General features: G+C 67.2%; 15 protein-coding genes. 9 read left to right on the forward strand and 6 right to left on the reverse strand.

The window, feature by feature from the left end; translation table 11 throughout:
* Window positions 1-11 precede the first annotated feature (11 nt).
* Window positions 12-1,019, forward strand: a complete 1,008-nt coding sequence (locus TSO352_RS09120; protein ID WP_109107020.1) for an isoaspartyl peptidase/L-asparaginase — start codon at window positions 12-14, stop codon at window positions 1,017-1,019.
* A gap of 154 nt (window positions 1,020-1,173) precedes the next feature.
* On the opposite strand, the gene TSO352_RS09125 is transcribed toward TSO352_RS09120, so the two are convergent.
* From TSO352_RS09125 to uxuA, 6 genes are all read right to left on the reverse strand, one after another.
* Window positions 1,174-4,905, reverse strand: a complete 3,732-nt coding sequence (locus tag TSO352_RS09125) for an ELWxxDGT repeat protein (protein WP_158284558.1) — start codon at window positions 4,903-4,905, stop codon at window positions 1,174-1,176.
* 260 nt (window positions 4,906-5,165) lie between these two features.
* Window positions 5,166-6,179: a LacI family DNA-binding transcriptional regulator gene (locus TSO352_RS09130; protein WP_109107022.1), complete on the reverse strand. Its 1,014-nt coding sequence runs from the start codon at window positions 6,177-6,179 to the stop codon at window positions 5,166-5,168.
* 97 nt (window positions 6,180-6,276) lie between these two features.
* Window positions 6,277-8,718, reverse strand: coding sequence for a glycoside hydrolase family 31 protein (locus TSO352_RS09135; protein ID WP_109107023.1), 2,442 nt, complete (start codon window positions 8,716-8,718; stop codon window positions 6,277-6,279).
* A gap of 103 nt (window positions 8,719-8,821) precedes the next feature.
* Window positions 8,822-10,108: an MFS transporter gene (locus TSO352_RS09140; RefSeq protein ID WP_109107024.1), complete on the reverse strand. Its 1,287-nt coding sequence runs from the start codon at window positions 10,106-10,108 to the stop codon at window positions 8,822-8,824.
* A 155-nt stretch (window positions 10,109-10,263) separates the two neighbouring features.
* Window positions 10,264-11,121 carry an SDR family oxidoreductase gene (locus tag TSO352_RS09145; RefSeq protein WP_109107025.1) on the reverse strand — a complete coding sequence of 286 codons (858 nt, stop codon included), beginning with the start codon at window positions 11,119-11,121 and terminating at the stop codon, window positions 10,264-10,266.
* 11 nt (window positions 11,122-11,132) lie between these two features.
* Window positions 11,133-12,182, reverse strand: a complete 1,050-nt coding sequence (gene uxuA, locus TSO352_RS09150) for a mannonate dehydratase (RefSeq protein WP_109107026.1) — start codon at window positions 12,180-12,182, stop codon at window positions 11,133-11,135.
* 319 nt (window positions 12,183-12,501) lie between these two features.
* Here uxuA and TSO352_RS09155 point away from each other — a divergent pair, with 319 nt between their 5' ends.
* The 8 genes from TSO352_RS09155 to glyA all read left to right on the forward strand — a co-directional run bounded on the left by TSO352_RS09155 (window position 12,502) and on the right by glyA (window position 24,644).
* On the forward strand, window positions 12,502-13,215 hold the full coding sequence (locus TSO352_RS09155) for a FadR/GntR family transcriptional regulator (protein ID WP_109107027.1): 714 nt from the start codon (window positions 12,502-12,504) through the stop codon (window positions 13,213-13,215).
* Window positions 13,216-13,490: 275 nt separating this feature from the next.
* A complete protein-coding gene (locus TSO352_RS09160; RefSeq protein ID WP_109107028.1) occupies window positions 13,491-16,433 on the forward strand; it encodes a PAS domain S-box protein in 2,943 nt (980 codons plus the stop codon).
* A 114-nt stretch (window positions 16,434-16,547) separates the two neighbouring features.
* Complete coding sequence (locus TSO352_RS09165; RefSeq protein WP_109107029.1) at window positions 16,548-17,933, forward strand: FAD-dependent oxidoreductase; 1,386 nt, start codon at window positions 16,548-16,550, stop codon at window positions 17,931-17,933.
* Window positions 17,934-18,208: 275 nt separating this feature from the next.
* Window positions 18,209-19,462: a sarcosine oxidase subunit beta family protein gene (locus TSO352_RS09170; protein WP_109107030.1), complete on the forward strand. Its 1,254-nt coding sequence runs from the start codon at window positions 18,209-18,211 to the stop codon at window positions 19,460-19,462.
* Window positions 19,463-19,472: 10 nt separating this feature from the next.
* Complete coding sequence (locus TSO352_RS09175; protein ID WP_109107031.1) at window positions 19,473-19,793, forward strand: sarcosine oxidase subunit delta; 321 nt, start codon at window positions 19,473-19,475, stop codon at window positions 19,791-19,793.
* Complete coding sequence (locus TSO352_RS09180) at window positions 19,790-22,789, forward strand: sarcosine oxidase subunit alpha (protein WP_109107032.1); 3,000 nt, start codon at window positions 19,790-19,792, stop codon at window positions 22,787-22,789. The genes TSO352_RS09175 and TSO352_RS09180 overlap by 4 nt, the downstream gene beginning before the upstream one ends.
* Window positions 22,790-22,799: 10 nt before the next feature.
* Window positions 22,800-23,354 (forward strand): sarcosine oxidase subunit gamma family protein, encoded by a 555-nt coding sequence (locus tag TSO352_RS09185; RefSeq protein WP_109107033.1) that lies wholly within the window; start codon window positions 22,800-22,802, stop codon window positions 23,352-23,354.
* Window positions 23,355-23,369: 15 nt separating this feature from the next.
* Complete coding sequence (glyA, locus tag TSO352_RS09190) at window positions 23,370-24,644, forward strand: serine hydroxymethyltransferase (protein ID WP_109107034.1); 1,275 nt, start codon at window positions 23,370-23,372, stop codon at window positions 24,642-24,644.
* Window positions 24,645-24,681: the final 37 nt, after the last annotated feature.

Below are 24,681 nucleotides of genomic sequence, written 5' to 3' on the forward strand. Positions count from 1 at the left end.
GACCCGCACCCATGACCCTTTCCCACCCGCAGCCTTTCGCGCTGGCCATCCATGGCGGCGCCGGCACCATCAAGCGCAGCGCGCTGACCCCGCTCCTGACCGAGGGCTATCACGCCGGCCTGCGCCGGGCGCTCGCCGCCGGGCACGAGGTGCTGGCCGATGGCGGCAGCGCGCTCGACGCCGTCACCGCCGCCGTGATGGCGCTGGAGGATGAGCCGCTGTTCAACGCCGGCCGCGGCGCCGTCTTCACCGCCGAGGGCACGCAGGAGATGGACGCCGCCATCATGGACGGCCGCGACCGCTCCGCCGGTGCGGTGGCCGGCCTGTTCGGCCCGCGCAATCCCATCCTGGCCGCCCGCGCGGTGATGGAGCACAGCGAGCATGTCCTGCTGATTGGCGAGGGCGCGCTGGACCTTTGCCGCCGCCAGGGTCTGCCGATGGAGGACGCTCCCTATTTCTTCACCCAGCCGCGCTGGGACGCCTTGCAGGCGGAGCTGGAGCGCCGCCGCTCCGGCGCCCCGGAAGATAACTCCGATGGGGGCGCCGACCAGCGCCGCCACGGCACGGTCGGCGCCGTCGCCCGCGATCGCGACGGCAACCTCGCCGCCGCCACCTCCACCGGCGGCATGACCGCCAAGGCCAAGGGCCGTGTCGGCGACAGCCCGGTGATCGGCGCCGGCACCTTCGCCGACAACATCACCTGCGCCGTCTCCGCCACCGGCCATGGCGAGCATTTCATCCGCCGCTGCGCCGCCCACGAGATCGACGCCCGCATGCGCTGGGCCGGCCAGACCCTGGACCGCGCTGCCGGCGACGTGGTGGCCGAACTGGGCGTGATCGGCGGCTCCGGCGGCCTGATCGCCATCGACCGCGACGGCCGGGTGGCCTTGCCCTTCAACTGCTCCGGCATGTATCGCGGCGCCATCGGGGCGGATGGGCTTCCGATGACGGCGATCCACCGCGAGGAGTATCGAATGGCCTTGGGTTCGGAAGACCAGAGCTTTCAGACGCCATCGTGAGGCGGGCCTGTCCCGACTTCGGAAAGAACCACAGAGCCGGCAGGCCGCCTCATCAACGCCTTTGGCCCCGGAACATCTGCAAACAGGCACCGAGCGTGACCCAGCTCTCTGACAACAGTCCACCGTCGACTTCACGGTGTCCGGTGGGCTCAGCTCAAATCGGAACGACATCCTTGGGGTCGTAGGACGTGTGCAGGAGATCGGCGCTGCCGATCCGATCAACGCTCAAGGACGCCGGATCGAACGAGAAGAGGACCCGGTTCTGTTGACGATCGAGCGCGCTGTAGACAAGCCGATCGTCGACGGCGCTGAAATCGCCCGCCGCGGTCCAATCGGGGCCTGAAGCGACATCCTTGACCATGCGCGTGCCGGCGGCGGTGCCGTCGCTCATCCAGAGCTGGCGCCCATTCTTGCCGTCGTCCGCGTTGAAGAACAGGTCCCCGCCCACGGCGGTCATGTCGGAGATCGAGGCTCCGGGAACCCCCGGATTGATGTCCGCGACCAGGTGGGTGCCCGGTGCGGTTCCGTCGGAGGCCCACAGTTCCATGCCGTGTTGACCGTCGTTGGCGGCAAAGAACAGGGTGTCGCCGGCCGCGGTAAGGCTGTTGGGGTTCCATCCCGGCATCGGCGCGAAGCTCTTGATCTCCCTGGTGCCGGCGACCGTGCCGTCCGACCGCCACAACGAGAAGTCGGCGTTGAAGTAGAGCGTCCCGCCCATCGCCTCCAGGTCGTTGTCGAAGCCCCCACGCGTGTCGGTGACCATGCCGCCCTTCAACGGAATCGTGCCGGCTTCCGTGCCGTCCGTCGCCCACAGGTACGTTTCGAACTCGCCCGTCCCGGATGTAAGGAAAAGTCGGTCGCCGACCGCCGTCAGGTGCCGTGGATCGTGGGCAAACGGCCCTCCCGGGTCGCTGTTGCCGGGAAGGAAGTCCTTGACCAACACGGTCCCGGAGGCGGTGCCGTCGCTTTTCCAGAGAGCGACACCATGCGCGGCATCCCGTGCATCGAAAAACAGGGTGCCGTCCACATCCGTGAGGCCAGCGATGGAGCCGATGGAGTTGGAGACCATTCGGGTTCCCCTGGTGGTCCCATCACTCTTCCAGAGGGCGCGACCATGCACCCCGTCATCGGCGGTGAAATAGAGTTCACCGTCCATCACCATCAAGTCGCTCGGGCTGGACGAGCCGCCACCGGGGCGGATGTCCTTCACCAGAACGGTTCCCTTGGCGGTTCCATCGCTTTTCCACAATTCTGCGCCATGGGTTGCATCGTCAGCCGTGAAGAACAGCGTGTCGTCGATGGCCACCGAGCCGGTGGGCTGGGACGAGGCTGGTCCGGGCGCAATGTCCTTGATGAGGTATGCCGCCTTGCCGTCGGTGCCCCAGAGTTCACGGCCGTGGGCGGGGTCGTCGGCCGAGAACAGGGCCTTGGTTCCTGATGGCCTGGAGCCGGGAAAGGTGAAATCGCTTCCTTCGGTGAAGGTCGGCAGGCCGCGCGACACCCCGGTGACATGGAGGGTGGAGCCATCCTTGAAGGCGATGTCGGCCGCCCAGGAATAGCCGTCCGGGTAATAGGTGTATGGCTTGATGTCCGTGACCGTCACCGGACCGGCAAGATCCGCGTGGTGGTAGCCGTGGAACTCGATCCGGTCATTGTCGTCGTTGAAGCCCGAGATCGTGTCATGGCCGAAGCCTTGGCCGCCGCTGCCGAAGAGGAACAGGTCGGCGGCGTCGCTGAAATCGACGGCGCCCCACCGGCCGGGCGCCCCGCCGCCGTCCATCCAGTCGTCGCCCCCGCCCCCGACGAGGGTGTCGCGTCCGGCAAGGGCCCCTTGATAAGGATCGTGCACGCCAATGCTGTCGTTGCCATCCCCGCCGATCAGCAGGTCGTTGCCCAGTCCGCCGCCGAGCCTGTCGTTTCCCGAGCCACCCGCCAACACGTCGTCGCCCGCTTCACCACTCAAGCGATCGTTGCCGGAGCCACCGAACAGGCGGTCATCGCCATCATAGCCGCCCAGACTGTCGTCGCCGCCGCCGCCGCGGATCGTATCGTTCCCCGTGGCGCCGAAGATATCGTTTGCGCCCGCGTTGCCGCGAAGGTCGTTGGACTGCCTGTTTCCGCTCAGGAACGTCCGGGCTTGGGATGGACCCTGGGAGGAGTTGTCCAGCAGGACGGCATTCTCAAGATTGTCCGCCAGCTGATAGGAGCCTTTGACGAAGGCCGTATCGGTGCCCTCCCCGGGATTCTCGCGGATGATGTCGCTGGACCGCTGGTCGCTGCCGGATCCGATGATCCAATAGACATCGTCTCCAGGTCCGCCGGCCATCGTGTCCGTCTGGCCGTCGACGCCGGCATAGAGCGTGTCGCGGCCGCTGCCGCCAAGCAGACTGTCGGCTCCCGGACCGCCACTCACCACATCATCTCCGGTCCCACCGTCCAGGCGGTCGTCGCCAGGACCGCCCTTCACGGTGTCGTTGCCGCTGCCGCCCCATAGGGTGTCGTTGCCCTGATCCCCCTCCAACGCGTCACGCCCGCCCTTGCCGAAGAGGAGGTCGTCGCCCCGGCGACCGGATATCGTGTCGTCCCCCCGTCCGCCCGTCAGTGTATCCGCTCCGCTGGTTCCCTTGATTCGCTGGCCTTCCAGTGGCCCAAGGGTCGCGACGAAGACGTCGGTCAGACCCCCGTTGGCATCGTCGGGCGAGAGGTTCTCGGCAAAGCTCTGAAAGCCGACATGCGATCCGTCGGCCGAGATGACGCCTCCGAATGAGGAGCCGTTCGCCTGGACACCGTCACCGGTCTCGCTGGCCAGGATCATCGCTCCGGTGGTCAAATCCTTCACATAGATGTCATACGCGGAGACGGGGCCATCCTTGGGAACGAGGGCGGCGACGCTGGTGAAGGCAACTCGTGTTCCGTCCCCTGAAATGGTTGGCAGGATGGACTGCCCGTTTCCCGGGAGGCCGTCCTGGTCGCGGCTGATCAGCGTCAGCTTGCCTGTCACCAAGTCCTTCAGGAAGACGTCATCGGTGCCGTTGCCGTCGTCCGGAGCCAGATCATCGTCGTTGCTGGAAAAGACCAGCTTGGTTCCGTCATCCGAAATGGATGGTATGCCCAAGACCCCTGATGCCTGTCGTCCCGCCGCCGTACGGCTGGCGAGGATGGTTTTCCCTGTGGTCAGGTCCCTTACAAAGATGTCTTCACGGCCGTTGCTGTCACCGGCGACCAGATCATCGGCGCTGCTGGAAAAGGCGATTTTCGTTCCGTCCGCCGAAATCGCGGGATTGGAACTGGGCCCATCCCCGGGAGAGCCGTCCATCGCCTGACTGACCAGGGTCGTCTTGCCCGTGGTCAGATCCTTGACGAAGATATCCCCCCATCCGTTTGTGTCCCCGGTGACCAGATTGCTGGCCTGGCTGAGGAAAGCGACCTTCGTTCCATCCGCGGACAATGCGGCGGCAAAGCTCGACCCATTCGCATCGCCGCCGTCCACCGCACGGGAAGCCAAAGTCACCGCTCCGGTCGTCAGGTCCTTCACATAAAGATCATAGAACCCATTGTTGTTGCTCGGTGGGAGATCATCCGTATAGCTGGAGAAGGCCACCTTTGTCCCGTCATCCGATATGGTCGCCGCGCTGAGCCATCCGATCACCTGCTTTCCGGTTTGTGTCCGGTTGACCAGCGTAATCTGACCGGTCTTGATATCCTTCAGGTAGATATCGAGTTCATTGGGCGTCGCATCATCGTCGACAAGGTTGCTTGAGTGGCTGACAAAAACCGCTTTTGTACCGTCACCCGAAAGCACCGGACTTTCCGAGTCCGAGTTTCCACCGACGTTGTCGGCCGTGGCGCTTGCAAGAGTGAGATCGGTAACGACGGTCGTTGTCATGGCCATCACCCCTTGTTACCACGAAATACGTTGGGAACGTTGGGAACGCTTCAGCCGAAGGAAAAATTACTTTCCATAAGGTGACGATGATCTTAACGGAGTTCTGTCGGGTATCAAAGGCGGCGAACGACTATCCAACGCCATGCATACCCTCGTTGCTCCCATATAGACTTTAGGCTTTCTGGAAGAACGAAGGATTTCCGCAGCGTTGGAGTCGGACCCGGAATCACGCAACACGGCGATCCGTGCAGCAATCCGGCTCAGGCCTGAAAGGGCAGGATGGCGGCGCCGGGAGTTTCACCGCGCCAGATCGTTTGCAATTGCAAGACGATGTGGCGTCCGAACTCGGCGTAGGGCACGTGGATGGAGTCGAGCCAGGGGGCGATCCAGCGGTTGAGGTCGCTGCCGTCAATGCTGATGACCAGGCAGTCGTCCGGAATGCGGATGCCACGCTCCATGGCGGAACGGTAGACGCCATAGGCGATCTGGTCGCTGACGCAGAGAATGCCGTCAGGCCGGGTGGGGCCGGCAAAGAGCGTCTCCGCGGCGGCATAGCCGACGTCCAGATGCGACAGGCCCGGCGCCTGCGCCCGCGCCAGCCGGTCCGGCGGCACGCCGAGTTCCGCTATCCGGCGGCAGAAGCCCGCTTCGCGCTCTTTCGTGACCACCGAGCCTTCCATTGGCACGATCACCGCCACGGTCCGGCAGCCGCGTGACCACAGCCGGTCGGCCGCCGCCGCCCCCGCCGCACAATTGTCGATACCGACGAAACCGCGGGAGGCATCGGGGCCGGAGGCGTAGGGGTTGGGACGGCAGGCGAAGACGACCGGTTCGCCGCGGGCGACGAAGTCGGCCAGCCCCGGGCTCTTGATGTTGGTGACGAGGATGTAGCCGCCCACCGATTGCGACCGCATCGCCTGCAGGTACTCGTCCTGCAGATCCTCGCGGTCGTGGGTGTCGCACAGCGTCATGACATGGCCGATGTCGCGCAACGCCGCCTCGGTCGCCGAGGCGATCATCGCCATGACCGGGTTGTTGAGGTTCGCCGTCAGCATCGCCACGACACGGCTTCTGCCCTGCTTCAGGGCGCGGCCGATCTGGTTCGGCTTGTATCCCAGCGCATCCACCGCCTGCCGGATCCGTGCGACGGTTTCGGGGGAGGCGCGGTGGGTCTGGCCGTTGACGATGCGCGACACCGTGGAGATCGACACATCGGTCGCGGCGGCGATGGTGGCGAGCGATACCGGCCCCGCCGCCTTGCGACTGTTTTCCATGATCCGCTCCCCTCCTGCTGCCGGTCCCGGCCGTACGGCTCCTTGATACACCGTCATGACGGAACCAGCAGCAGGTGTGACGTGGAACGGCGACCGATCAGGTGCCGGCGAGCGTGACGGCGACGGTCCGCCAGCCATCGGCGATGCGATCGGACGCCACCGTTCCGCCGACGATCTCCAGCGCGCGGCGCTCCTGCGGCGGCAGCAGCAGGGTCAGGGACGTGGCGGCGGGCGGACGGGCCCCCTCCTTGCCCAGCGCCACCGTCAGCCGGTCGGCCGCGGCGGTGACCGCCACCGTCCAGCGGCCATGCCCGCCGTCGCGGTAGTCCTCGCTCTCGCCGTCATCCTCGTAGCAGCCGGCCTGGAAGGTGCCGGTGCCGCGATGGGGGAACAGGGCGAAGCCCCGCTCGTCGCCGCCGCGGTTGAAGTGCTGTTCGGCAAGGTTCAGCGGAATGGCGCAACCGGCCCGCGCCAGCAGCGGCGGACGGTCCCACGGGGCCGCCATGGTCACCGTTCGGCCGCCGGTGAAGCACTCGCCGGTCCAGGCGTCGTACCAGTCGGTCCCCGCCGGCAGATAGACCGCGCGGTCCCGCCGCCCCGGCTCCACCACCGGCGCCACCAGCAGGTTCGGGCCGAGCAGCATCTCGTCATTTTCGTCGAAGCAGCGCGGATCCTCGGGGAAGTCGAGGAAGGTCGGCCGGATCATCGGCTCGTAGGACGCGTGATACTGCCACAGCAGGTCGTACAGATAGGGGATCAGCCGGGCGCGCAGCTTGATCAGCCGGCTGATCGCCGGGGTGATCTCCGGATACATCCAGGGTTCGTTGACGGTCTTGTCGTCGTTCCAGGAATGGATGGAGAAGCGCGGCAGGAAGATGCCGAACTGCACCCAGCGGAGGAACAGCTCGGCATCGGGGGCCGGGCCGGCGAAGCCGCCGATGTCGTGGCCGGTGTTGGACACGCCCGACAGCGCCAGCCCGGTGCCCATGCGCACGTTGTATTTCAGCGTTTCCCAACTGGTGTAATTGTCGCCCGACCAGGTCTGGACATAGCGCTGCATGCCGGCGGCCCCGGCGCGGGAGATCAGGAAGGGCCGGACATCCGGCGCGAACTCCCGCTGGGCCTGCTTGGACGCGCGGATCATCAACAGCGTGTGCAGCGGCTTGGCCTCGCGCGCCGGGAAGGGCGTGCCGAAACCGGCCGCCTGGGCGCGGTCGTTCCAGATCTCGAACTCGTTGTTGTCGTTCCAGGTGGCGGCGATGCCGGGCTCCAGCAGCGACTCCCGGACCCGCGCCTTCCACCAGTCGAGCGTCTTGGGGTTGGTGAAGTCGAGATAGGCGCCGGCCTCGTCCCAGAACTGCACCATCGCCGGGCTGCCGTCGGGATCGCGCACCAGCAGCCCCTCGCGCACCGCCTCATCGAACCGCGGGTGGTCGCGCAGCAGGCAGGGCTTGATGTTGGCGCACAGCCGCACGCCATGGTCGCGATAATGGCGGGCGAAGGCGGCCGGGTCGGGGAACTTGTCGCGGTTCCAGTGGAAGACGTACCGCTTGTCGGCGATCGAGGTGTAGCCCGACGACAGGTGGAAGGAGTCGCAGAGGATGTCGTGCTCCTCGCACTTGGCCAGGAACTCGTTCATCCGGTCCTGGGCGTCCGGCGCGTCGGTGTAGGTCATGGTGGAGCCGGAATAGCCCAGGCTCCATTTCGGCATGAAGGCGGGCCGTCCGGTCAGCCAGGTGAACCGCCGGGTGATGTCGGCCGGGGCCGAGCCGGCGATGACGTAGTAATCGAGGTCGCCGGCATCGGCGACGAAATAGCGGTAATGGCCGTGATAGTTGTCCAGCTCCCGGCCCATGTCGAAGCTGCAGTCGGACAGGGTGTCATAGAAGATGCCGAGCGGGACCTGCGCCGCCTTCTTCCAGGTGATGTAGAAGGGGATGTGCTTGTAGAGCGGGTCGGTCGTCCGGGCGTTGTAGCCCATCGCGTCCAGATTGCTCATCCGGTAGGACTGGCCGTGGCGGTCGCTGGTCCCGGCGCGCTCGCCCAGGCCGAAATACATCTCGTCGGCGGCGTCGCGCTTCAGATAGTGATAGACCCGCTCGTCCCACCAGCCGAAATTGTAGCTCTGGGTGGCGCGGTCGGCGGCCACCGCATGCCACGTCCCGCGGACCAGGGTGTCCCAGCGGCAGAACAGGCCGGCCAGCGCGACGGTCAGGCGCAGCCGCGCGGTGGCCACCACCAGGGTGCCGGCGCTCTCCTCCACCGTGAAGGCCGGGCAGGAGAAGCCGGTCAGGTCGAAGCGGTCTCGGCCCTCCGCCGGCACATCCTCGGCCCCCGGCGCCACCGTCCAGCCGCGCGGGCTGCGCAGCCTTCCGCCGGGCAGGACCATGACGCGGATGATGTCGTCCTCCAGCACGAACAGATGGGCGACATGGCCGCCCTCCGCCGCGCGCAGGGTCAGGTGGGCGCCGTCCCGCTCCGCCAGGGTGAAGGCCGGGGGGGAGGAGAGTGACGTGGCAGTCGGAGTCGGCTGGGACATGATGGGTCTCGAAGGGTTTGCGGAGAAGGAGCGCGGCAGCCCGTTGCGCCGGTGCCGGATCGCCGGGATCAGGCACCGGAGGCGCCGCGCGCGGGGGGCGCGGTCAGCGGGCGGCGGCCGCCGCCACCGGGGCCTTGTCGCCGCGGTCGCGCAGCAGGGCGATGGCGACACAGGCGCCGACCAGGTCGAAGACGGTCAGGCAGACGAACAGCGGAGCGTAGCCGATGGTGGTGGCGAGCGCGCCGACGATCAGCGAGAAGGTCAGGCCGCCGGTCCAGGACGCCATGCCGGTCAGGCCGTTGGCGGTCGCCACCTCGTGGCTTTCGAAGACGTCGGCGCTCAGCGTGTTGATCAGGGCCGAGATCATCTGGTGGGCGAAGCCGCCGATGCAGAACAGGGCGATGGCGGTGTAGGCGTCGCTGGCCAGCCCGATCAGGCCCGGGCCGATCATGCAGATCGCGCCGATGACGATGCCGGCCAGACGCGAATTCACCACCGAGAACTTGAAGTGCTTCATGAAGAAGGGAGAGAGATAGCCGCCGAGGATGCCGCCGAAATCGGCCGCCAGGAAGGGCATCCAGGCGAACAGGGCGATCTGCTTGATGTCCATGCCGCGTTCGGTGGCGAGATAGAGTGGGATCCAGAAGCTGAAGGTCTGCCACGCCGGCTCGGCCAGGAAGCGGGGGATGGCGATGCCCCAGAAGCGCTTGGTGCTCAGGATTTCCTTGACCTTGGGCTTCACGCGGGCGCCGTCGGCGCCGACCGCCGGCGGATTCTGGCCGGCGACGATGTAGGCGTGCTCCTCGGCGGTGATGTTGGGATGTTCACTCGGCGAGCGGTAGAACAGCCACCATAGCGCTGCGAAAACGAAGCCAAGAGCGCCGGTGACGATGAAGGCGGCCGACCAGCCATGCTGCATCTGGACATAGACGACCAGCGGCGGCGCCAGCATCGCGCCCAGCGAGGTGCCGGCGTTGAACCAGCCGACCGCGACCGAGCGTTCCTGCTTCGGGAACCATTCGCCGACCGCCTTGATGCCGGACGGAATGGCCGCCGCCTCGGTCAGGCCCAGCATGCCGCGGAACATGGCCAACGACAGCCAGCCGGTGGCGAAGCCATGCAGGCAGTTGGCCACCGACCACAGCAGGGCAAACAGGGCGAAGCCGATCTTCAGCCCGAGGAAATCGACGATGTAGCCACAGACCGGCTGCATCACCGTGTAGGCGAGCTGGAAGGCGGCGACGATGTAGGAATATTCCTGCGTCGTGAAGTTCATCTCGGTCTTAAGGATGGGGGCCATCACGCCGAGAGAGTTGCGCGCCAGATAGTTGACGACGGTTCCCAGGCAGATCAACACGATGATCCACCATCTCAATCCCTTGATCTTCATCGTTTCCTCCGATTGCGGGCGGTGCCGTGGCGTTTCTCGGGGGGTATTCCGCGATCGGAAAGCCCAGGGTACGGGAAACGCGGTGCTGGGGGATGGCCCGGGAATGAACGGCCGCCGGGCGTCGGCCCTTTAAGACGAACGCGAAGGAAGGGCGGTCAGACGCCCGAATAGGCGGCGAAGCCGCCATCGACCGGAATGACCGTGCCGTTGACGAAGCCGGACGCCTTGGCGCTGGCCAGCCACAGCAGGGTGCCGGTCAGCTCGTGCGCCTCGCCGAAGCGGCCCATCGGGGTGTGGTCGACGATCTTGCGGGCGCGCGGCGTCATCGCGCCGGTCGCCGCATCGATCAGCAGGGCGTGGTTCTGCGCGGTCAGGAAGAAGCCCGGCGCCACGGCGTTGACGCGGATGCCGGTCTTGGCGAAATGCACCGCCAGCCATTGCGTGAAGTTGCTGACCGCCGCCTTGGCGCCGCTGTAGGCGGGGATCTTGGTCAAGGGACGGAAGGCGTTCATCGACGAGACGTTGATGATGCCGCAGCCCGGACGGCCGATCATCTGGCGGGCGAAGATCTGGGTCGGCAGCAGCGTGCCGAGGAAGTTCAGGTCGAAAACGAACTTCACGCCGACCGGGTCGAGGTCGAAGAAGCTGGTCAGGGACGGATCGTCGAGGTCGCCGTCCTCCAGCCATTCCTTGGTGGTGGTGCCGCGCGGATGGTTGCCGCCGGCGCCGTTGACCAGCAGGTCGCAGGGGCCCAACCGTTCCAGCACGATGGCCGCCGCCCGGTCGAGGGAGGCGCGGTCCAGCACGTCGGCGGCGATGCCGATGGCCTCGCGACCCTCGGCCCGCAGGGCCGCCGCCACCTGTTCGGCGGCCTCGGCCTTCAGATCGAGGATGGCGACGCGGGCGCCGGCTTCGGCGAGCGCGCGGGCGAAGCCGGCGCACAGGACGCCGCCGCCGCCGGTGACGACGGCGACCTTGCCCTGGAGGTCTGTGGGGTTGAACGGGTTGTCCATGGCAAGGCTCCTCAGTTCCGGCCTTCGGCCTTGGCGACGCCTTCCCACAGGCCGTTCAGGTAGACGGCTCCCAGCGCGCGGTCATACAGGCCGTAGCCCGGCTTGCCGGTTTCGCCCCAGATCATGCGGCCATGGTCGGGCCGGGCATAGCCGTCGAAACCGGCCTCGTAATAAGCCTTGACGATCTCCGCCATGTCGAGCGAGCCGTCGGCGGAGCGGTGGCTGGTCTCGTGGAAGTCGCCGGCCTCGTTGATCTTCACGTTGCGCAGATGGGCGAAATGGATGCGCTTGCGGCCGGCGAACTCGCGCACCAGGGCCGGGATGTCGTTCTTGCACGAGGCGCCGAGCGACCCCGAGCACAGCGTGAGCCCATTGGCCGGATCGTCGACGATGGCGAGCAACCGCTGGAGGTCGGCGCGGTCCTTGACGATGCGCGGCAGGCCGAAGATGGGACGGGGCGGATCGTCCGGGTGGATCGCCATGCGGATCCCGACCTCGGCGGCCACCGGGATGATGCGCTTCAGGAAATATTCGAGGTTTTGCCACAGCGTTTCCTCGTCCACCGCGGCATAGTCGGCCAGCAGCGCCTTCAGTTCCTCCGGGCGGTAGCTGGCGTCCCAGCCGGGCAGCGAGATGCCCTGGCTGAGGTCGATCTTCTCGACCGTCTCGGTGTCGAAGGCCAGCGTGGTCGAGCCGTCCGGCAGCGTCATGTCGAGCGTGGTGCGGGTCCAGTCGAACACCGGCATGAAGTTGTAGCAGATCACCTTGATGCCGCATTGGGCAAGATTGCGGATCGTGGCGCAGTAGTTGTCGATCAGCCGGTCGCGCGACGGCTTGGCCAGCTTGATGTCCTCATGGACGGGGACGCTTTCGATGACCTCCAGCGCAAGGCCGTGCGCCTCGATCTTGGTCTTGAGCGCCTGGATGTTGGCGACCGGCCAGACCTCCCCAACCGGCACGTCGTACACCGCCGACACGATGCCGGTCATGCCGGGAATCTGCCGGATGTGGCTGAGCGGGATCGGATCGGTATCGCCGTACCAGCGGAAGGTCATCTTCATCGTCGGTCTCATGGAAAGCGTGCAGGCCGGCAGCCGGCCAAGCGGGAAGGGTGATGTGGCAGGTCCGGCGAGATTGTCGGTCCGGTGGCCCACTGGCCTGACCACTAGGCAAACGTTAGCCTAAGACTTTGCCCGCTCGCAAGAGGGCTTTTCGGACCGAATGGGCCGGTTTCGGCGGCCGTCTGGCGAAACGGTTTGATGGCGCTTGGATTTTGCGCCGCTCATGGTGTTGGATGCGTCACCGCGCCGCACTGCCGCCGAGCGGGCACGGCGCGATCATCGCACTGTGTGCAAGCAAGAGTCGTCCCGGAGCTGTGTCATGGACTTGCCGACGGTCAAGGTCGAGCGTCTGTATCGCCAAATATCGAACGTGCTGATCCAGTTCATTCGCGACGGCCATTTCGCCCCGGGCCAGCTGCTGCCCGGGGAACGCGATCTCGCCAAGCAACTCGGCGTCAGCCGCTCCTCGGTGCGGGAGGCGCTGATCGCGCTGGAGATCAACGGCTGGGTCGAGATCCGGACCGGACACGGTGTCTATGTGCGCCCGACCCTTCCTGACGGTGCGGGGGGCGCGGTCGAAGACACGGCGGACGAGGACATCGGCGTCGAAGCCCTGATGGAGGCCCGCGAGACGATCGAAGGGGAGATCGCGGCGCTCGCCGCGAAAAATGCGACGGATGCGCAGCTCCAGGACATCACGCGCATCGTCGAACGGATGGAAGTGGATGCGGCGGCCGGCGACATGGAGACCTTCCATGAGCATGACCAGCAGTTCCACGCGATGATCGGTGCGATGACGGGAAATCCGGTCTTCGTTGAAATCACCGACATGCTGTGGAAGAAGCGCAAAACCCTCCACTATGCGAAGTTCGAGCGCCAGTATTCGGACAGCTCGATCATTGTCACCATGTGCGCTGATCACCGGATCATTCTGGAGGCGATCCGTAGCCGAAGCGCCGGAACCGCCAAGCAGGCGATGCGCAGGCATATTCGCAACGCGCAGAAGCGTCTGTTCGACGGTCGTGGAAAGTGACCCCTTTTGAGCCATTGCGATGGGAGCAACGCAGTCGGAAGATGCTTCTTTGCGCCAAATGGCCGGAAAAGGCCGGACATCGGCAAGGTGCAACAGTGCAAGCTGGTCGGAGTAATGCTGGGCAATGCGGGAGCGCTTCGTCTGTCGCTGTTTGTGTTCGGAATTGAGGAGCCGTCTGTTTTTAACGGCCCTGGCGTTCCGAGTGCGCGCCGAACGGGAACAAGGTGCAGGCGAGGCACCACGCGCCAGAGTGCCGAGACGAGGGACAAGCCCCGATGAGCCTTCTGGTCCGCATGCTTTTGCTCGTCCTGTTGGCCCTTCTCCCGATCTCCGCCATCGAGGTTTGGAATCAACTCGACCTCCGTCGCGACCGCAAATGGGAGATCCACAGCAGCGCCCAGCAGCTCCTCGGCTTGCTCGGCGGTGAGCAACAGCGCCTGGTCGAGGGCGTGAGGCAGACGCTGGCACTGCTGGCCGAGACACAGGTGGCGCGGGACCTGGATGCGCGCGGATGCCAGGACCTGCTGGAGCGGACGCGACGGCGGATCCCGGACTACGTGACGATCAACCTTACGGGCACGGACGGCATCATCCTCTGCTCCACCGACAAGGCTCGACCCGGTCAAACCATCGCCGATCGTGCGCATGTTCGCGCGGTGCTGCAGGGCGGCGGCTTTACCGTCGGCGAGTTCATCCGACGGCGCCCGAGCGGCACGCCGTCCATGCCGTTTGGGTTGCCGATCCGCCGTGACGACGGCGCTACGGTTGGCGTGGTCACGGCGCTCATTGATCTCGGCTGGCTGGCGAGCTATCTCGCCGCGCACCCACTCCCACCCAACTCCGCGATTCTCGTGGCCGATGACGCCGGCGTCGTCCTGGCGCGCGTGCCGGAGCTGCCGGGCAGCATCGGCTCAGCCCTGCCGGACCGCTTCCGCCCATTGCTTGACGCCGACGCGATCGGCACCGCCGAACTGCTCGGCCTTGACGGAAAGCGGCGCGTGTTCGCCTATGTGCCGCTCGCCGCCGGTGTCCGGCACATCTTCGTTGCCATCGGCGTGGATCACGACGCCGCCATGGCCGGCATCGACGACGCCCTGCGACGCTCGTTCATGTGGATGGCGGCGGTGCTGCTGCTGAGCCTGTCGGCGGCGTACCTGCTCGCCCGGCGCTATCTCCACCGTCCGGTGAAGGCGCTGGTTGCAACGACCGAGCGTTGGCGCTCGGGAGACCTGTCCGCCCGCACGGGCCTGCCGGACGATGGCTCCGAGCTGAGCGTGCTGGGGCGGGCGTTCGATCGCATGGCCAAGGATCTCGAGGCACAAACCCGCGCCAGGGAAGAGGCCGCCGCCGCGCTGCAGGCCAGCGAGGCCCGCCACCGCGCCGTGGTCGAGACCGCCGTGGACGCCATGGTCGTGATCGACGGGCATGGCCTGATTCAGTCCTACAACCCGGCCGCCGAGCGCATCTTCGGATACACGGAGGCCGAGGTCGTCGGGCGCAACGTCACGATGCTCATGCCGGAGCCCTATCACTCCGAGCATGATGGCTACATCGCCACCTACCAGCGCACCGGCGTCCGCAAGATCATCGGCGCCGGCCGCGAGGTCGAGGGACGCCGCAAGGACGGCACCACCTTCCCGCTGGAACTCGCCATCGCCGAGTGGACGGTCGGCGGCACGCGCTTCTTCACCGGCATCATGCGCGACATCACCCGCCGGCGGGAGGTGGAGGACGCGCTGCGGGCCGGCGAGGAGCGCTTCCGCGCGCTGGTCGAGCACGCGCCGCAGAAGATGTGGGTGAACCGGCCGGATGGCACCCTGGAGTTCGTCAACGCCGCCTTCCGCACCTACACCGGCCGGGAGACGGACGAGGTCTCGCGGATGGAGGATCTGCATCCTGACGACCGTGAGCGCATCCAGGCGGCGCGGGCGCGGGCCATCGCCGCCGGTGAGGCGCACGAATACGAGTTGCGTTTGCGGCGGGCCGATGGAGCGTACCGGTGGCATCTCAGCCGCACTCATCCCGTCCGCCAGGGCGGTCGCATCGTCGCTTGGTTCGGCGGGTCCATGGACATCGACGAGATCCACCGCGCCCGGGAAGCGGCGGAAGAGGCCGACCGCTCGAAGAACCGCTTCCTCGCGGCGGCGAGCCACGATCTGCGCCAGCCTCTCCAGTCGATTCTGCTGTTCGCCGAGGCGCTCCGCCCGCATCTGGCCGACGCGACCGGCCGGGAACGGCTCGACCGTCTGCAGCATGGCCTCGACGTGTTGAAGAGCCTGCTCGACGGCCTGCTCGACATCTCCCGGCTTGACGCCGGTATTGTTGCGCCACAGGTCGAAGAGTTCCGTGTGTCGGACGTGCTGGGGCCGCTGGACGACGCCTATGCGCCGATCGCGCACGGCAAAGGGCTGGAGTGGCAGGTGATGCCCTGCGGCGCGACGGTCCGCAGCGACCGCGTCCTGCTCGGCCGCATGCTGCGCAACCTGGTCGAGAATGCCATTCGCTACACCGAATCCGGCCGCGTCCTGATCGACTGCACCGTACAGGGGGACCGGCTGCGGATCGAGGTTCGCGACACCGGCTGCGGCATTCCCGCGGATCAGCTCGGCCGCATCTTCGAGGAGTTCCACCAGGTCGGCAATCCCGAGCGGGACCGGGCACAGGGGCTGGGGCTGGGGCTCGCCATCGTGCGCCGGCTGTCGAAGCTCCTGGATCACCCGGTGGATGTGCGGTCCTGTCCGGGTGGCGGCTCGCTGTTCAGCGTCGCCGTGCCGTACGCCGCGATGTCGGCCGAGCCTGCCGCCTTACCGCCGGCCAAGCCGGCTCCGGTGAATGGGGCACACCAGCGACTGGCGGTCGTCGTGGACGACGATGTCATCGTCCTGATGGGGCTGGAGGCCATGCTTCGCGAATGGGGGTACGAGGTGCTGGCGGCAGATTCTACGGACCGGGCGCTGGAGCGTCTGACGAAGGCCGGACGGCGACCCGACGTCCTGATCGTCGATTACCGCCTGCGCGGGGGACGGATTGGTACGGAAGCCGTGGTGCGCATTCGCGCGATGTACGACCGGAACATACCGGGCATTATCGTGACCGGCGAGATCGGTGCCGAGCCACAGAGCGACGCCGTCGCTCATGGTCTCGGGCTCCTCCACAAGCCGGTCACCCCGCGCCTGCTTGAAGCGGCGCTCGCCCAGCATTTCCGTGCGGCGGAATGAGGGCTGTGGCTCGACAGCTCCTGATGATCGGTGCTGCAAAAACGCCTTGGCTGTGATCAACCTCTTCCTCATCAGGCCTCGTTTTGGCAACCCGACTTCGACGGACGGTTTTCCATGCATCGCTCTCTGTGGCTCAAGGATGTTGCGGACGATCTGAAACCAACCACGCCCTTGAGCGGTGAGCTGACCTGCGATGTCACGATCGTGGGCGGCGGCTTTGTCGGGCTTTGGACCGCCCTGCGCATTCGCGAACTCGACCCCGGCTGCTCGGTGGTCATTCTGGAGCGGGACGTCTGCGGCGGCGGGGCCTCCGGTCGCAACGGCGGCTTCGTCATGTCATGGTGGCCGAAAATCAGCTCCCTGACCGCCCTCTGCGGCGTCGACGAAGCGCTCCGCCTCGCCCAAGCCTCGGAAGCGAACATTTCCGAACTCGGGGCGTTCTGCGCCGAGCATGGCATCGACGCGCATTTCCGGCAGAGCGGCTGGCTGTGGACCGCCACGACCGATGTCCAGCGCGGCGCGTGGAACGGGGTGCAGTCGCTCTGCGCCCGCTTGGGCCGGGACGTCTTCAAAACCGTCGCACCGGACGAGCTGGCGCGGCGTTCGGGGTCGCCGAAACATCTCGAAGGCGCGATCGAGGCGAGCAACGCCACGGTCCAACCCGCGCGCCTGGTCCGAGGGTTGCGCCGGGTGGCCATCCGGTCCGGCGTGACGATTTTCGAGAACACGCCGGTCCTTCGGTTCGAACGCAGTGTTCCGGCCCGACTCGGCACCCCCGCAGGCTGCGTCACGGCGCGGCGCGTGGTTCTGGCGCACAACGCGTGGGCAGCGGAAATTCCCGACCTGCGGCGGACGATCCTGCCCGTCACCAGCACGATCATCGCCACCGAGCCGATCCCGGAACGCCTGAAGGCGATCGGCTGGACCGGCGGTGAGTCGATCACCGACTCGCAACTCATGGTGGATTATTACCGGACCACCCGGGACGGCCGCATCGCCTTCGGCAAAGGTACGGGGATGATCAGCTTTTCGAGCAGGATCGGCCCGCGCTATGACCAGGACGAGGCCCTGAACCGGGTGACCGAAGCCGACTTCCGTGCCACCTATCCGCATCTTGCCGATGTGCGCATCGAGCACAGCTGGAGCGGTCCGGTCGATCGTTCCTACGACAGCCTGCCGGTCTTCGGCCATTTGCCGAACGCGCCGCATATCGTCTACGGCGTCGGCTGGAGCGGAAACGGGGTTGGCCCCAGCCGGCTCGGCGGGCGCATCCTGGCCAGCTTGGCGCTGGGGGTGGAGGACGAGTGGAGCCGCTGCGGTCTGGTGAACCGCAAGGTCAAGCTCTTCCCACCGGAACCGGTCCGCTATCTTGGCGGGATCATGGTGCGGAGCGCCGTGCGCCGCAAGGAAGCCGCCGAAGCCGACAACCGGAAGCCGGCGTGGCTGGACAGCGTTCTGTCCCGGCTGGCCCCCAGCGGTCTGGAAGACAAGTCGGCGTGACGGCCGGCTCTTGCCGGTTTTGCGAAACAGGGCGGGAGCAGCGTCTTCCTGACGGGTTCGCGGTTCGTGGTGGGATCGAGCGGAATTGGCGGAAGCCGACCGGCAAGCGGGGGCCGGCGGTCCACCCCGCGGTCGGTCCGGGCCCGGGGGTGGCGTCAAAATTGGCCTCCAGCGACGCAACTGTCGTACCAGTTACATCAGGTTGACGCATCCATTCTGTCCAACAACGGTGAGGACGACGATACTGTCAGCACGTCGAACATCGGGGTGCCGTCATGACCCGCTTCTCACTGTCCTCGCTGCTGACCAACGCCCTGACCGGCAACAGGAACTGGCAGCCGCAATGGCCCGACGCCGAGCCCAAGGCGGAGTATGACGTCGTCATCGTCGGCGCGGGCGGGCATGGCCTGGGCGCCGCCTATTACCTCGCCAAGGAGCACGGCATCACCAACGTCGCGGTGGTGGAGAAGGGGTGGCTCGGCGGCGGCAACACCGGCCGCAACACCACCATCATCCGCTCCAACTACCTCTATGACGAAAGCGCGATGCTCTACGAGCACGCGATGAAGCTGTGGGAAGGGCTGAGCCAGGAGCTGAACTACAACGTCATGTTCTCCCAGCGCGGCGTCATGATGCTGGCGCACACGGTGCACGACATCCAGAGCTTCAAGCGCCACATCCACTCCAACCGCCTGAACGGCATCGACAACGAGTGGCTGACGCCGGAGCAGGCCAAGGAATACTGCCCGCCGCTGAACATCGCCGCCAACGCCCGCTACCCGGTGATGGGGGCGGCGCTGCAGCGGCGCGGCGGCACCGCCCGCCACGACGCGGTGGCCTGGGGCTATGCGCGGGCCGCATCGGCGCGCGGGGTCGACATCATCCAGAACTGCCCGGTGACCGCGATCCGCCGCGACGCCTCCGGCCGCGTCACCGGCGTGGAGACGGCGCGCGGCTTCATCAAGGCGAAGAAGGTCGCGGTGTCGGCCGCCGGCAACACGTCGGTGGTGATGGACACCGCCGGTGTCCGGCTGCCGCTGGAAAGCTATCCGCTGCAGGCGCTGGTGTCGGAACCGGTGAAGCCGGTGTTCCCCTGCGTGGTCATGTCCAACACGGTGCACGCCTACATCAGCCAGTCCGACAAGGGCGAACTGGTCATCGGCTCGGGCACCGACCAGTACACCTCCTACAGCCAGCGCGGCGGGCTGCCGCTGATCGAGCACACCGTCGCCGCGATCTGCGAGGTGTTCCCGATCTTCAACCGCATGCGGATGCTGCGCAAATGGGCCGGCATCGTCGACGTCACGCCCGACCGCTCGCCGATCATCGGCAAGACGCCGGTGCCGGGGCTGTACGTCAATTGCGGCTGGGGCACCGGTGGTTTCAAGGCCACCCCGGGGTCGGCCAACGTCTTCGCCCACACCATCGCCCGCGACGAGCCGCATCCGATCAACGCGCCCTTCACGCTGGAGCGCTTCAAGACCGGCCGGCTGATCGACGAGGCGGCGGCCGCCGCCGTCGCGCATTGAGGACACGACCATGCTGCTCATCCGCTGCCCCTATTGCGAAGCCGAGCGCCCCGAGGTGGAGTTCACCTATGCCGGCGAGGCGCACATCGCGCGACCGGCGGACCCCTCCGCCCTGTCCGACGACGACTGGCGCGACTTCCTGTTCATCCGCACCAACCCGCGCGGCCGGCATTTCGAACGCTGGCGGCACATGCACGGCTGCGGCCGCTTCTTCAACGCGGTGCGCGACACCGTGACCGACAAATTCGCCATGACCTACAAGGCGGGGGCTCCGCGTCCGAGCGACGAGGAGATCGCGCTTGCCGCCAGCGTCAAGGAAGCACGTCCATGACCAATTTCCGCATTGCCGGCAAGGGCAGGGTCAACCGCAGCCGCCAGATCCGCTTCACGTTCGACGGCGTGGACTATGCCGGTTGCGAGGGCGACACCCTGGCATCCGCGCTGCTGGCGAATGGCGTTCATCTCGTCGGGCGGTCCTTCAAGTACCACCGGCCGCGCGGCGTCCTGACCGCCGGGTCGGAGGAGCCGAACGCGCTGGTCGGGACCGACCGCGGCAACGGGCGGTCCGAGCCGAACACGCGGGCGACGGTGCTGGAGGTCTTTGACGGGCTGAAGACCGAGAGCCAGAACCGCTGGCCGTCGCTGACCCGCGACATCGGCGCGGTGAACGACGCGCTCTCCATGCTGTTCTCGGCCGGCTTCTACTACAAGACCTTCATGTGGCCGAAGAGCTTCTGGGACAAGGTCTACGAGCCGGTCATCCGCAACGCCGCCGGCCTGGGCAAGGCGCCGACCGCCCCCGATCCCGACACCTACGCCAGCCGCTTCGCCCATTGCGACGTGCTGGTCGTCGGTGGCGGGGCGGCCGGGCTCGCAGCGGCGCTGGAAGCCGGCCGCAGCGGCGCGTCGGTCATCCTGTGCGACGAGCAGGCGGAGCTTGGCGGCTCGCTGCTGTCGGAGCCTGCCGCCGAGATCAACGGACAGTTGGCCTGGGACTGGCTGGAGGACGCCAACGCCGCGCTGGCGGCGATGCCGAACGTCACCGTGCTGCCGCGCACGACGGCCATCGGCTATTACCACCAGAATTTCGTCGGCCTGTGCCAGCGGCTGACCGACCATCTCGCCATCGTGCCCGAAGGCGCGCCGCGCGAGCGGATGTGGAAGTTGCGGGCCAAGCAGGTGGTGCTGGCCCAGGGCGCCATCGAGAAGCCGCTGGTGTTCGCCGGCAACGACCGGCCGGGCGTGATGCTGGCCGGCGCCGCGCGCACCTACCTGAACCGCTATGGCGTCAAGGTCGGCAACCGGGTGGTGGTCGTCACCACGCACGACAGCGCCTGGCACGCCGCCTTCGATCTGGCCCAGGCGGGGGTGGAGGTCGCGGCCATCGTCGACGTCCGCGGGACCGTACCAAGCCAGTTGGCCGCCGCCGCCGACGCGCTGCGCATCAGGACGCTGATCGGCTGGACCGTCACCGGGACCAAAGGCCGCCTGCGCGTCTCGTCGGTGCGGGTCAATCCGGTCACCAACGGCGGCAAAGTCGGGGCTGCGGAGACCATCGCCTGCGACGCGCTGCTGATGTCGGGCGGCTGGACGCCGAGCGTCCACCTGTTCTCGCACACCCAGGGTTCGCTGACCTGGAACGAGGATGGCCAGATGTTCCTGCCCGGCCGCGGCATGGAGGAGTGCCGTCTGGCCGGCGCCGGCAAGGGCCGCTTCGGGCTGAAGGCCGCCTTCGAGGACGGGGCTGCGGCGGGTGCCGCGGCGGCGGCGGATGCCGGGTTCGGCGCCGAACCGGCCGTGTACCATGTGGAGGGTGAGCTCTCCTTCACCGGGGTGACCGGCCGCGAGCTGCCGACCGACCGCGATCCGGGCCATGCCAAGGCCTTCGTCGATTTCCAGAACGACGTGATGGCCAAGGACATCCGGCTGGCGGTGCGCGAAGGCTTCAAGTCGATCGAGCACATCAAGCGCTACACCACGACCGGCATGGCCACCGACCAGGGCAAGACGTCCAACATCAACGGCCTGGCCGTCGCGTCGGATGCGCTGAAGCGGCCGATCCCCGCCGTCGGCCTGACCACCTTCCGCCCGCCCTACACGCCGACCAGCTTCGGGACCTTCGCCGGCTACAACAAGGGCGCGCTGTTCGAGGTGACGCGCAAGACGCCGATCGACGCCTGGGCCGAGGAGAACGGCGCGGCGTTCGAGCCGGTGTCGCTGTGGCGGCGCGCCTGGTACTTCCCGCAGGTCGGCGAGGACATGCACGCGGCGGTCGCGCGCGAATGCAAGGCGGTGCGCTCGTCGCTCGGCATCTTCGACGCCTCCACCCTCGGCAAGATCGAGATCGTCGGTCCCGACGCCGCCGAGTTCATGAACCGCATGTACACCAACGCCTGGACCAAGCTGGCGCCCGGCCGCTGCCGCTACGGCCTGCTGCTGGGCGAGGACGGCTTCATCCGCGACGACGGCGTGATCGGGCGTCTGGCGCATGACCGCTTCCACGTCACCACCAGCACCGGCGGCGCGGCGCGCGTGCTGAACATGATGGAGGATTACCTGCAGACCGAGTGGCCAGACCTGAAGGTCTGGCTGACCTCGACGACCGAGCAGTGGTCGGTGATCGCGCTGCAAGGTCCGAACGCCCGCAAGCTGATCGAGCCGTTCGTCGAGGGCATCGACCTGTCGGAGGGCGCCTTCCCGCACATGGCGGTGGCGACCGGCAAGATCTGCGGCGTGCCGACCCGGCTGTTCCGCGTCTCCTTCACCGGCGAACTCGGCTTCGAAATCAACGTGCCGGCCCGCTACGGCCGCGCGGTGTGGGAGAGGCTGTTCGAGGCCGGGCAGCGGTTCGGCATCACCCCCTACGGCACCGAGACGATGCATGTCCTGCGCGCCGAGAAGGGCTACATCATCGTCGGGCAGGACACGGACGGCACGCTGACGCCCGACGACGCCGGGCTGGGCTGGGCGATCGGCAAGACCAAGCCGGACTTCGTCGGCAAGCGGTCGCTGTCGCGGCCGGACATGCTGGCGAAGGACCGCAAGCAGCTGGTCGGCCTGCTGACCACCGATCCGAAGACGGTGCTGGAGGAGGGCGCGCAGATCGTCCTCGACCCCAACCAGCCGGTCCCGATGAAGATGGTCGGTCATGTGACCTCGTCCTACTGGAGTGCGGAGCTGGGACGGTCCATCGCCCTGGCGGTGATCCAGGGCGGCCGCTCCCTGCAGGGCCAGACCGTGCATGTGCCGATGCCGGACACGGTTCATGCCGCGACGATCACCGGCATGGTGTTCGTCGATCCCGAAAACACGCGTCTCAGCGCATAGGAGGCCCACCGTGCTTCTGGCCAATCACCCGTTGCTGGGCAAGACGATCACCGGCGACCAAACGAGCAAGCTGACCATCCGCGTGGCCGAGGATGTCGCCCGCTTCAGCCTGCGCATCGACCCGGCATCCGCGCCGTCGGCCGGGACGGCCTTCGGCGCGCCGCTCCCCACCCGCATTGGCGGGATGGTGGAGACCGGCGGACGGACGGCGCTGCAACTCGGCCCCGACGAGTGGGTTCTGACGGCGCCGGTCGGCGAGAGCGACGGCATCGCCGATGCCTTCGCCGCCCTTCAGGACCCGCACAGCCTGGTCGATGTCGGTCATCGCGAGGTCGGGATCCTGGTGGAGGGGGAGGCGGCGGCGCTCGCCCTGCGCTCCGCCATCGCCTTCGATGTCGAGGCGATGGCGGTCGGCACCGGCTGCCGCACCATCTTCGACAAGGCGCAGATCGTCCTGATCCGCGAGGACAAGAACCGCTTCCGGATCGAGGTCTGGCGCTCCTTCGCCGACCATGTCTGGGGAATTCTGCAAGCCGTCAGCCGCGAAATCGCGCTCGGCATCTGATCGAGAGAACCACAGATGAACCGTCATCAGTTTCTGCCGAAATCCGATCTCGGCGACGTCGCGATCGCGGCGGCCATCGAACGCGAACTGAACCGCCAGAAGTACGAGATCGAGCTGATCGCCTCGGAGAACATCGTCTCGGCGGACGTGCTGGCCGCCCAGGGCTCGATCCTCACCAACAAATACGCCGAGGGCTATCCGGGCCGCCGCTATTACGGCGGCTGCGCGTTCGTCGACGAGGTCGAGACCATCGCCATCGACCGCGCCAAGGCGCTGTTCGGCGCCGGCTTCGTCAATGTCCAGCCACATTCGGGCGCCCAGGCGAACCAGGCGGTCTTCCTGGCGCTGCTGCAGCCGGGCGACCGGGTGATGGGGATGTCGCTGGCCCATGGCGGCCACCTGACCCACGGCTCGCCGGTCACCATGTCGGGCAAATGGTTCGACATCGTCAGCTATGAGGTGCGCGAGAGCGACCAGCGGATCGACTATGACGCCCTGCGCGCCAAGGCGCTGGAGAGCAAGCCGAAGTTGATCGTCGCCGGCGCGTCGGCCTACCCGCGGGTGATCGACTTCGCCGCGTTCCGCCGCATCGCCGACGAGGTCGGCGCCTATCTGATGGTGGACATGGCCCATTACGCCGGGCTGGTCGCCACCGGCCATTATCCGGACCCGCTGCCGCACGCCCATGTCGTGACCACCACCACGCACAAAACCTTGCGCGGTCCGCGCGGCGGCATGATCCTGACCAACGACGAAGCGCTGGCCAAGAAGTTCAATTCCGCTGTGTTCCCGGGCAACCAGGGTGGGCCGCTGATGCACGTCATCGCCGCCAAGGCGGTGGCGTTCGGCGAGGCGCTGACCCCGGAGTTCAAGGCCTATGCCGGGCAGGTGGTGGCCAACGCCAGGGCGCTGTCCGACACGCTGGTCAAGGGCGGGCTGGACATCGTGTCCGGCGGCACCGACTGCCACATGGTGCTGGTCGACCTGCGGCCGAAGGGGGTGAAGGGCCGCGACGCGGAGCGCGCGCTGGAGCGGGCCGGGCTGACCTGCAACAAGAACGCGATCCCGTTCGATCCGGAGAAGCCGGCGGTGACCTCCGGCGTGCGGCTCGGCACCGCGGCGGGCACGACGCGCGGCTTCGGCGCGGCGGAGTTCGTGCGCATCGGCGAGCTGATCCTGACCGTCGTCGACGCCCTGGCCACCGCCGGGCCGGACGGCAACGCCGAGGTCGAGCGGCGTGTGCATGGCGAGGTTCGGGAGTTGTGCGAGCGCTTCCCGATCTACGGCTGACGCGGCGGCCGGGCATACCGCGTCCCTTCCTGTGTCC

This window comes from Azospirillum sp. TSO35-2 (genome assembly GCF_003116095.1).
Lineage (GTDB): Bacteria > Pseudomonadota > Alphaproteobacteria > Azospirillales > Azospirillaceae > Azospirillum.

Excerpts from the sequence above, each read along its gene's own strand:
- TSO352_RS09120 (WP_109107020.1), top strand. The coding sequence starts at position 12 with ATGACCCTTTCCCACCCGCAGCCTTTCGCGCTGGCCATCCATGGCGGC.
- TSO352_RS09125 (WP_158284558.1), bottom strand. The coding sequence starts at position 4,905 with ATGACAACGACCGTCGTTACCGATCTCACTCTTGCAAGCGCCACGGCC.
- TSO352_RS09130 (WP_109107022.1), bottom strand. The coding sequence starts at position 6,179 with ATGGAAAACAGTCGCAAGGCGGCGGGGCCGGTATCGCTCGCCACCATC.
- TSO352_RS09135 (WP_109107023.1), bottom strand. The coding sequence starts at position 8,718 with ATGTCCCAGCCGACTCCGACTGCCACGTCACTCTCCTCCCCCCCGGCC.
- TSO352_RS09140 (WP_109107024.1), bottom strand. The coding sequence starts at position 10,108 with ATGAAGATCAAGGGATTGAGATGGTGGATCATCGTGTTGATCTGCCTG.
- TSO352_RS09145 (WP_109107025.1), bottom strand. The coding sequence starts at position 11,121 with ATGGACAACCCGTTCAACCCCACAGACCTCCAGGGCAAGGTCGCCGTC.
- uxuA (WP_109107026.1), bottom strand. The coding sequence starts at position 12,182 with ATGAAGATGACCTTCCGCTGGTACGGCGATACCGATCCGATCCCGCTC.
- TSO352_RS09155 (WP_109107027.1), top strand. The coding sequence starts at position 12,502 with ATGGACTTGCCGACGGTCAAGGTCGAGCGTCTGTATCGCCAAATATCG.
- TSO352_RS09160 (WP_109107028.1), top strand. The coding sequence starts at position 13,491 with ATGAGCCTTCTGGTCCGCATGCTTTTGCTCGTCCTGTTGGCCCTTCTC.
- TSO352_RS09165 (WP_109107029.1), top strand. The coding sequence starts at position 16,548 with ATGCATCGCTCTCTGTGGCTCAAGGATGTTGCGGACGATCTGAAACCA.
- TSO352_RS09170 (WP_109107030.1), top strand. The coding sequence starts at position 18,209 with ATGACCCGCTTCTCACTGTCCTCGCTGCTGACCAACGCCCTGACCGGC.
- TSO352_RS09175 (WP_109107031.1), top strand. The coding sequence starts at position 19,473 with ATGCTGCTCATCCGCTGCCCCTATTGCGAAGCCGAGCGCCCCGAGGTG.
- TSO352_RS09180 (WP_109107032.1), top strand. The coding sequence starts at position 19,790 with ATGACCAATTTCCGCATTGCCGGCAAGGGCAGGGTCAACCGCAGCCGC.
- glyA (WP_109107034.1), top strand. The coding sequence starts at position 23,370 with ATGAACCGTCATCAGTTTCTGCCGAAATCCGATCTCGGCGACGTCGCG.